General features: G+C 29.8%; 10 protein-coding genes and 3 pseudogenes. 5 read left to right on the plus strand and 8 right to left on the minus strand.

The window, feature by feature from the left end; all coding sequences use genetic code 11:
- Positions 1-29: 29 nt before the first annotated feature.
- Together ACT8VG_RS04755 and ACT8VG_RS04760 are read left to right on the plus strand one after the other, a co-directional pair.
- On the plus strand, positions 30-296 hold the full coding sequence (locus ACT8VG_RS04755) for a hypothetical protein (RefSeq protein ID WP_444195303.1): 267 nt from the start codon (positions 30-32) through the stop codon (positions 294-296).
- Positions 296-607: a branched-chain amino acid transporter permease gene (locus ACT8VG_RS04760; protein WP_187013064.1), complete on the plus strand. Its 312-nt coding sequence runs from the start codon at positions 296-298 to the stop codon at positions 605-607. Before ACT8VG_RS04755 ends, ACT8VG_RS04760 begins: the two co-directional genes overlap by 1 nt.
- On the opposite strand, the gene ACT8VG_RS04765 is transcribed toward ACT8VG_RS04760, so the two are convergent.
- Positions 608-1,459: a DUF4299 family protein gene (locus ACT8VG_RS04765; RefSeq protein WP_187013065.1), complete on the minus strand. Its 852-nt coding sequence runs from the start codon at positions 1,457-1,459 to the stop codon at positions 608-610.
- 4 nt (positions 1,460-1,463) lie between these two features.
- On the minus strand, positions 1,464-1,772 hold the full coding sequence (locus ACT8VG_RS04770; protein ID WP_117459275.1) for a BRCT domain-containing protein: 309 nt from the start codon (positions 1,770-1,772) through the stop codon (positions 1,464-1,466).
- 319 nt (positions 1,773-2,091) lie between these two features.
- Between ACT8VG_RS04770 and ACT8VG_RS04775 the strand changes: the two genes are divergently transcribed.
- A complete protein-coding gene (locus tag ACT8VG_RS04775; RefSeq protein ID WP_444195304.1) occupies positions 2,092-2,895 on the plus strand; it encodes a metallophosphoesterase in 804 nt (267 codons plus the stop codon).
- A 152-nt stretch (positions 2,896-3,047) separates the two neighbouring features.
- Complete coding sequence (locus ACT8VG_RS04780; RefSeq protein ID WP_238928300.1) at positions 3,048-3,713, plus strand: BglG family transcription antiterminator; 666 nt, start codon at positions 3,048-3,050, stop codon at positions 3,711-3,713.
- A gap of 28 nt (positions 3,714-3,741) precedes the next feature.
- Here the strand turns inward: ACT8VG_RS04780 and ACT8VG_RS04785 are convergent, their stop codons facing one another.
- The 5 genes and pseudogenes from ACT8VG_RS04785 to ACT8VG_RS04805 form a co-directional block, all read right to left on the minus strand.
- Complete coding sequence (locus ACT8VG_RS04785) at positions 3,742-4,434, minus strand: hypothetical protein (RefSeq protein ID WP_444195305.1); 693 nt, start codon at positions 4,432-4,434, stop codon at positions 3,742-3,744.
- Positions 4,427-5,071 (minus strand): ABC transporter ATP-binding protein, encoded by a 645-nt coding sequence (locus ACT8VG_RS04790; protein WP_444195306.1) that lies wholly within the window; start codon positions 5,069-5,071, stop codon positions 4,427-4,429. The genes ACT8VG_RS04785 and ACT8VG_RS04790 overlap by 8 nt, the downstream gene beginning before the upstream one ends.
- The gene (locus ACT8VG_RS04795; protein WP_195920819.1) at positions 5,061-5,867 is read right to left on the minus strand and encodes a hypothetical protein; all 807 of its coding nucleotides are present in this window, start codon (positions 5,865-5,867) and stop codon (positions 5,061-5,063) included. Before ACT8VG_RS04795 ends, ACT8VG_RS04790 begins: the two co-directional genes overlap by 11 nt.
- 635 nt (positions 5,868-6,502) lie before the next feature.
- Positions 6,503-7,336: a hypothetical protein gene (locus ACT8VG_RS04800; protein WP_444195307.1), complete on the minus strand. Its 834-nt coding sequence runs from the start codon at positions 7,334-7,336 to the stop codon at positions 6,503-6,505.
- A gap of 330 nt (positions 7,337-7,666) precedes the next feature.
- Positions 7,667-7,900: pseudogene (locus tag ACT8VG_RS04805) on the minus strand (IS1634 family transposase); the annotation flags it as partial.
- Positions 7,901-7,996: 96 nt separating this feature from the next.
- Here ACT8VG_RS04805 and ACT8VG_RS04810 point away from each other — a divergent pair.
- Positions 7,997-8,071: pseudogene (locus ACT8VG_RS04810) on the plus strand (hypothetical protein); the annotation flags it as partial.
- A gap of 69 nt (positions 8,072-8,140) precedes the next feature.
- On the opposite strand, the pseudogene ACT8VG_RS04815 reads toward ACT8VG_RS04810, so the two are convergent.
- Positions 8,141-8,677: pseudogene (locus tag ACT8VG_RS04815) on the minus strand (sensor histidine kinase KdpD); the annotation flags it as partial.

Genomic DNA, 8,677 nt, shown 5'->3' on the forward strand with positions numbered 1-8,677 from the left:
CTAATCATTTTTAAGCGCCTTTTTATTTAATGTCCTTGACACGGGGTCCACATTACGGGAATATTATTCCTTTTGATACAACAGGGATAGATTTTGCGATGACTGCATTATTTGTCATCATCCTAGTAGAACAACTAGAGAAATCAAAACAGCATCTTCCTGCCATAACTGGATTTATTATTTCTATATTCTGTTTATTACTCTTTGGACCTAATCAGTTCCTGATTCCTTCTATGATTCTTATTACAATCGCATTATTTATAGAAAAAAAGAGCTTAGAAAGGAGTGATTTCTAATGCATGCCATACTTATTATTCTTACTGCCGCAATAGTCACACTTCTTATCCGTGCTCTTCCATTTATTGTATTTAGTAAACGTACACCGGATAGTATTCTCTATTTAGGTAAAGTACTTCCTTATGCGATCATACCGATGTTAGTGGTGTATTGTTTAAAGAGTGTATCAGTTCTAAAAGCCCCTTATGGTATTCCAGAACTCATAGCACTTATAGTAGTAGTATGTATCCATAAATGGAAACATAGTACATTACTTTCTATTCTTCTAGGTACAATAACTTATATGTTTCTAATCCAGACTGTGTTTTAATCACAGTCTTTTCATTACTTCCAATGGGAGATTATTCACAAGTACAGTGTTACCATCATAATAGTTGATATAATCTGGTCCTAGTGTAAATATACGTTCAAAAGGAATCGTACCCAATGATCTTTCTTCTGTTGTAGAATAAAGAGCTATTTCATAATAATTACATTCTAGCTTTTCACCTGTTTCAGGATTCTGATACCCTACAGGTACCCATGGTTTATTAGGGAGTAAAGTAGGGCAGTCTTCAGTTAATGCATAGATGCCTTTAATACCCTGATCTGTCTTAAAAAATTGTGGTTTTGCATAATAATAGTCATGACTTTGAAGTTCATGCATCCATGAAGAGAATAGATGTGGATTAAGAATAAACTGTTCTGCTTCATCCTTACCAATCACTAATGGCCACATTGTACTCATTAACGTAAGAGAATCTGTTTCACCATTCACAATCTTTTCTGATACTTCTTTAATAATACGATGATTGAAAGCAAGAAGATCATCTTCCTGTGATAAGTACTCATCTATATCTTCTTCTATACCATCAATAGTAACGCTGCATTTCCAGTAACTAGTAATTCTTCTTAGACAGTTAAAGAAAGAACGCATTTCATCTGTAGTAGTAGGATTGAGTAAGCGTAGGTTTAATTCATTCTTTTCATCTTCATCCCATGAAATATGAAAACCTCTTCCGATAGAATTTGGATTATAGAAGATCATATTACCTTCCTGGTCATCACCCACCATTCTCATACCATCATTGATTCCAAAAGCTAATTCATCACCGACTATGACATCCAATGGGATTGTCTTTTTAAATAAACCCTTCTGTTTAATACATACATCAATAGACATTGTCTTATCCTCCTATGCATCTCATGAAGTCTTCTTCTGAGATAATCAAAATCTTTTCATCCTTCTCTCTTAAGTCTAAACCTTTTCTAATCTTAGTGCCATACTGACCATACTTCCATGTTTTACTTTTTTCTCCACCGACAATTAAATAATCAGTAGCACGTGTAGGGGCACTTAATACAGTACCTCCATGACTATAAATATAGTGAACTACATCACTTCTTCTCATAGAAGTAAATAAACCAGTGACAACAAACTTACCTGTCAAATCTATATCAAATATTTCATCAAAAGCGAAAGGGTAAATATTCATAACTATTCCTCAAAAAAAGATATACAATATATGTAGGAGGTTTTTCATAATGGTTAAAATCCTAAACATCGCATTATATATCATATTCATTCTTATACCAGCATTGTATTTTATATGGCTATTAAAACATGAACACCTGATTTTCAAGACATTTGTGGTTGTCATGGCTATTCTTTCTACAATCGGTATATTACTTAAATTTAACTTTAAACCATATAATCATATCTTTACCATGTTCATACTAGTGTGTCAATTTCTCACTATGTATATTTATATTCTTTTTATATGTGTTTATCTGTATCGCTTCTCCTTTAAATTTGTGAAACGAAGACCATATCGTTTTGGGAATATCGTAGCAACTATGATTGCGATTACTCTTACAATCTCTGGCTTCTATTCTCATTATAATAAGAAAGAAGTCATCTATCATGTCACTGTTCCTAAGACATCTTCAGTATCACAATTGAAAATCTGTTTAGTCAGTGATCTACATTTAAGTTCTGGTACTTATATGAGACAGGTAAGAAAACTTGTAAAAACAGTGAATAATAAGCATTATGATCTTGTATGTTTTGCAGGAGATGTATTTGATGAAAATACACCCGATGCATTAATGAATCGTTCTTTACAAAAATTCAAGAATATGAAGAGTACTTATGGAACATACTGGATATCTGGTAATCATGAATATTATGGTAAACATACAGACTTTACTGTCTTTGAAAAATACAACATACACTTTCTAAAGAACACCTATGAAACTGTAGACAATACTTTTAATATTGTCGGCTTTACAGATAAGACATCTCGAGATCACTATGATATCAATCAAGTCATTAAAGGTATGAATACTTCTTTACCTACTATTACACTAGACCATAATCCTGAAAGATTTGATCAGCATACATATTTCACCGATCTTCAATTATCTGGTCATACACATAATGGTCAGATTTTCCCAGGAAATATTATCCTTCATTATTACTATCAGAATTCATATGGTTTATCCCATTATAAGAACCATTATCTTCTTGTATCTGCTGGATATGGTTCATGGGGATTCCCATTTAGACTTGGTACACAATGCGAATATGATACTATTTATCTCACTATGAGAAAATAGTTTTACAAGAAATACACCTTTTTGTGCAAAGTATGTAAACGGATTCATAAATTCGTGAAATTTACTCTCTTTTGATGTACAAATCTAAAAATAAAGATAGACAAACCGCTTTCTTTCCTATATGATAAGGGCACAAAGAGGTAGTGAAAAAAATGGTCATGGAATTAGAAGAAAAATTTAAATTACGCAAAGCAGAAATCTTTGCGACAATCAAGAAGTATGTGACTGAAGCAAAAATGGATATCTCAGATACAGTTATTGAAAACTTATCTATTCATCTTGCTTTATCAATTACAAGAGAATTATCTGGATCTTATATCGAAATGAGTTCATCTCAGATTGAACAATTAAAACAAGCCAACACTTATCAGATTTCACAGTTAATCATCTATGATTTATCTAAGAAATATGATGTAAAAATTTCTGAAGATGATATTTGTTATTGTGCGATGTATTTATCAAACATGACATTATTAGATTTAGACTTCTTTAGTGAATGCGATATTATTGATCAGGAAACTGAAAGCATTACTTTAGAAGCCGTACAGGAAATCAATAACCGTTTAGGATTAAATTTAAAGAAGAATGATGATTTCTATCAGGGATTATCAATGCATTTCTATCCTGCAATTCAGCGTTTAAAGAATGATGAACAGCTCCATGATAATGTATTAACTGACAAGATTAAAACTGAAAATGAAACAGAATATAAATGTGCAATGATTTTAAATGATGTAGTTAAGGAACATTATCATAAATCATTTAATGAAGATGAATTGGCTTATATAGCACTACATTTCGGTACAGCATTAAGATAACATCAAAGGGAACCTGAGGTTCCCTTTTTCATTTGTACTTATCATAGATTTGTGATGCAATTGCATTATATCTATTCCATTCATCCGTTTTAATAAAAATAGCTGATGATGTTTTAAAATCTTTATAATATAAATTACCGTCTTCAATTTTAGATTCATTGACTAATAGTGGTCTTTCTTGTCTACAATATTTACTCAATCTTGTAGACACAGGCACATAAGTTATGTTTTCATTATCATTATACTTATATCCATCAACTTTATCGAGATGCTTCAAGAATAAAATATATTCCTGATTAGAATTCATCAAGACATATCCCTTTTCGGAATTCATACTTTCCATCCCCTTAAGATAAGAGATAGAAAACGGTTCTTGAATATAGATAGTATCTCCTTTTTTCAAGGAATCCTTATCACTGTATATATCGATGACTTTTAATTGTCTTTCTATACTGTTATAAAATAATTTACCATCGTCTGGTTTTACTTTCACAATCAGATCACTGCTTTTTTCTAGTTCATCCAGTGTACTTATAGATTCATTGAAATACTCACTGTCCTCAATATTAGAATACATAAAATCATCAAGATTATACTGCTTCTTAATTTTATTGAGATAGTAGTCACCTGTGAAAGAATACTTAGTCACAAATGCATATCCAACAGTTACACTTATCAAAACCAATAGACTCATGAAATATAATTTTGTATTCTTAGTCATTTTTTTCAACTCTTTCTACTCTGCCAGAATTTAAATATATCTTTTCATCAAACAATTCATCTATATCTTGATGATTATGAGTCGCAATGATAATACAGGCATTGCGTCTTTTTTCTTCTTCCATCATTTTCTTGAATTGAATAACAGCATCTGGATCTAATGTATTTGTAGGTTCATCAAGCAATATAAGTTGAGGCTTTTCCATAACAGCCTGCGCAATTGCTAATCTTTGCTTCATTCCTAGTGAATACTTTGCAACTGATTTTCTATCATTAGGATCTAATCCAACTCTTTTAAGTGCTTCTATTATATCATTTTGTGAAATCTGATTTCTTATTTCAGCAAGATACTGAAGGTTTTCCATACCTGTATAATATTTAAAGAAAGTAGGTGTCTCAATAATCAATCCCATTTCAGGTGGATAATCAATATCCTTATGAAGTATTTTCTCATCAATCATGATTTCTCCATGATCTATCTGAATCAATCCCGCAATAGCACGTAACAACATTGTTTTTCCTGAACCATTGTGTCCACATAAACCATATATTTTCCCACTTTCAAATTCCAAATTTATGTTATCCAAGATTATATTTGATTTCATTTCTCTTGAAACATCTTTTACACTAATTTTCATAATGACCTCCTATTAATTCTTTTCTATCAATAGCACACATAAGTCCTACAGCACTGATTACTAACTCAATAACCTGGCTCACAATAGATAAAAGATATCTGTAGTAAGGCAATGGTGAATAAGTGATAGATATGCTTTGTAGCATATATGTAGATGCATGATAGTAATTATAATTACCATGATTTAAAGGAATATACTTACAAAGTTCTAAACTAGATGAAAATTGATCTAGTATAACACCTGAAATAATAGCTGGACTCACAACAAGCATCAAAGAAAGAACAATACCTATCTCAAATTTAAAACAATATAAGAAGAATTCACTCATAAATGATATAATCAACAACTGGATGGTAGAAGTCAAAAGTAATTTGATGAACTGACTTCCTATGACAAAAACAGGATTAAACTGGAAGGTCATCAACATAATGATGAATACATAAACCAATTGATAAAATAATGAGTAGAACAAATTCTTAATCGCAATAAGCATTAAGATTTTACTGTTCTTCCCATATCTATATTTTATATAGATCTCGTTTTCTTTTATTTCCTTAATAATTTCATAAGGAACGTAGTATATGAATAACACAGCGTTGATCAACAGAAGCATAATCTGTAGTATTGATTTACTTTCTTCTAGAAAGATACCTCCCATATACATCTGGTACGCACCTAATAATTCATTAGGCGTATAACCGTTATGAGTTGCATACTTAAGAAAAAATGAGAAAGCAATCAAAAATAATATCCTAAGCAGTATCTGCTTATTCCTTATAATGAACTTATAATACATTTTTAGACTCTCCTAATAACTCAAATCTATCGACTACTCTATCTAGAATTGCAGATAGTAAAACAATAAGCACAATCGTCATAATAAGAAGAATTGCAGGCTTTTCATACTCCAAAAGCATAATTGATGATATGCTTGGAATACTATATTGTCTAAATAAACTGCCTAGTAAAGTGGTGATATTGCATAAGAAGTAAGAAATAATGATGGATATATTTTTATTTCTCATCTTTAAATAGACGATGATATATATTAGACAGACAGAGATCAAAGTCATAAAAAAACTGAAATAATATCTCATGATCATAAAAAAACTCATATGATATATTACAGTTCCCACAACATGCACAGGAACTAATAATAAACATGTCATTTTAAAAGAATCCATTACGATTCTTTCAATAATGAAATCAAATAGTTTTTTCTTAGATTGAAATCTAGGTATGATCATATAGTTAAATATTCGCAATATATCCGTAGAAAAATAGGACAACACAACTGGAATAATAAATATCATAATAACGATGTCTGAAAATGTATTTATCATCACATGACTCGTATGTATTGAACTTCTAAACATGAATAGAACAACCAGTTCAACAATTACAAAGAAAATAGAGTTATTCATCTGGTCCTTATGAATGAATCGTTTCATATTTCTTCATTCCTTTAAATAAAATCAATACTTCAGCTATATTCAATACTATTATCGATAGACATACACTTGAGAAAGAGATTCTAGCATCTACATACATATACGATATGTAATTAATGAAACTAATATGAAAAATAACTCCTATAACACTAGCAACAGCAATCGCAATAAACGTCATAATGCATATTTGTATGAATTCCATTTCCTTGAAATGCTTGATAAAACTTAAACAGTAAGGAATATTTGAAATCGTTGCAAGAAACGTACTGACTATAATATTTTTGACAAGAATATAAACAAAAGGATTTTGAATTCTTAATAGATCCAATAAAGCTCTATTATCATATCTTTGAATAAGATCATAGACTGGTATTCCCCATCGGTTATCAAATCCTACAGTAGGGTAGACAATATATGAAATAAGTAGATTAATTAATCCTGAAAATAGAACTACACCAAATACGATAATAAAATTCGCTATGAACTTTGATAGATAATATTCTTTCTTATTTAGACGAGTGATGATCATTGACTGCATTCCATTTTTTTCTTCCTTCCACTTACTAGATGAATAAATCATCATTACAATAAGTGGTGATAAATATTCAAAAACACTCATAATAGGTCTTGCCTTAATGCTGATATACATGGAATTATCAATATAAGACCTGATAAATAAAATATTATGACCGTAATCCTGGAAACAATTCAATAAAATACTTATTAGACTTATTAAAAGTATAGCTGCAAACAAAACTTTGAACTCAATCTGATTCATTGCGTTCTTTATTTCAATTCTGACTTGTTTAATCATAACTATTATGTCTCCCTTTTATATTTCACTCTCATAATAGTTATAACGTAAAATATTTAAATGAAACGGTTCAAATTACTTACATAAATATTAAGAATTACTTACTAATTATTTGTATGAAGAAAATTCTGGTTATTATTATGACAGAGTGCAATGTATTACTTCTAAACCTGAATAAAACTCTTGAAAAATCAACATATTATTCTATAACCTGACTTTATAATCCAGCATCTAAACATAGTAATAGTTTTAAAAAAACAGCATGAAATTCGCTTTTGAATATCATGCTGCTTTCTTTATGTTATACAAATGAATAGTCTACAGTTAATTTTATATTTTGTAACTGAATATTCTCTTTATTTCTCTTTCTGTCAGGAAGTAATTAGTAAGTGGAAGATCTGTTATCTTTGCTAAATCTATTATAAAATCACTTGATTGAGTTGTATTAATATATTTAGTTTCACCTTTAACCACCTGAAATCCTCTGGTGAATTTCATAATATCTGATGTGCTGTATTTGTTATTAAGCACCTTGAACTGTAGTATTCTTTCAAGAAGCACTGTGCAAAGGATAAAATAAAAATTGTAGGTAAAAGACAATATAAGAATGTTGGAAAACCTACATAATTATTTTGTCCTTTTTCATTTAACTGATATTATTATAATAACGAAAAAATACAAGCAAAAACAAAATGGATGGCACCTGTTCAATACAGGCTAGCATCCATGAGTTAAACTTATAAATTTAAATTTTAACGTGTCCAGGATTATGGGTACACATCACAATCATTTGAGTGTTTCTTATCATCTTTCTAAAGAATCCATTGCTAGAGAAACTTCATTTAAAATTGTTTTAATTAAATTTTTTTCATATAGACTTAACGTTTTGTTGCTAATCATATCTATTCCTATAACCCCATATATTTTATCATTTCGCCGAATAGATAAATACAAAGCCTTTGCTTCTTGCAATGTGCTAGTGGTTGGACCCGCATTTTTATTGTTTATATAAACCCATTTTGCCACTGTTCTTTCTTTTTCTGTCAAAAATATATTGCTATCATCCAAAAGATTATTCGGATTATAAATATATGGTTTATCTAACATTTTTCTATTTACAGGATAAAAAATAATAATTCGTTTTAACCATTTATTTAATTGAACACATGTTTCTTTCATAACATCATTATAAGTTTTTGCTTGTTGCAGTTTTTGGCTTGTTTCTAACAAAACCTCCATGCTATAAGCACGTAAAGATGCGCTATTTTTTCCCTTCTTTAATTCAAAATTTAAAACATTTATAATAAAGGAAACGACAATCATTACAATTAATACCATAAC

The organism is Catenibacterium sp. (assembly GCF_052354645.1).
Classification (GTDB): Bacteria; Bacillota_I; Bacilli_A; order Erysipelotrichales; family Coprobacillaceae; genus Catenibacterium; species Catenibacterium mitsuoka_A.